The sequence below is a fragment of the Corallococcus sp. CA041A genome, assembly GCF_003612075.1.
Taxonomy (GTDB): Bacteria; Myxococcota; Myxococcia; order Myxococcales; family Myxococcaceae; genus Corallococcus; species Corallococcus exiguus.
The window spans coordinates 1-553 of the sequence record NZ_RAWF01000595.1 but is presented as its reverse complement, the minus strand read 5'-3'; the positions used below and the strand labels follow the sequence as shown (position 1 = coordinate 553).

The following is a 553-nucleotide window of genomic DNA, read 5'->3' as shown; positions in this document are numbered from 1 at the left end:
CACCACGGGAGGCGGGGGAGGGGGCGCGACCACTTCACCCAGCGGTTCGCCCGCGTCCACCGCGCGCAGCGCCGAGCGCACCGCCAACGACAGGGCCTCCGCGCCCACGGACCACGTCAGCGTCTCCGGCGCACCCTCCACCCGCGCGCTCCGCACGAACAGGTGTCCCGTGCGCGGAGCCGCCACCGACACCCGCAGCTCCGCCCCGTCTCGCGTGAACCACAACACCGCGCGCGCGTCCTTCCGTGAAGCCAGCCGCTCCGCCTCACGCCATGCACCGCCGGGGCTCGAGTCCATGGACGGACCTGCTTCCGTCTCCAGCACCACCGGCAGGTCGCTGCTCTGCCCCCGCACCCGCTCCAGCAGTGCGCGGTCCTCGGTGGACGCCACGCGCACGACCGCCCGCCACGACCCGGCCGCCCACGCGGGGCTCCACAGGCCCAGCACCAGGGCCAGCACCACCACGCGCTGCCACGCCACGGCCTCCAACACGGACATGCAGTAAAACCTACCTTCCAGGGAATTCAACTGGAAGCACCTCGCCGCTGTCTCT

At 73.1% G+C, this 553-nt stretch carries 1 pseudogene; it reads right to left on the bottom strand.

The window, feature by feature from the left end:
• Positions 1 to 498, bottom strand: a pseudogene (locus D7V77_RS42385) (hypothetical protein); the annotation flags it as partial.
• Positions 499 to 553 lie beyond the last annotated feature (55 nt).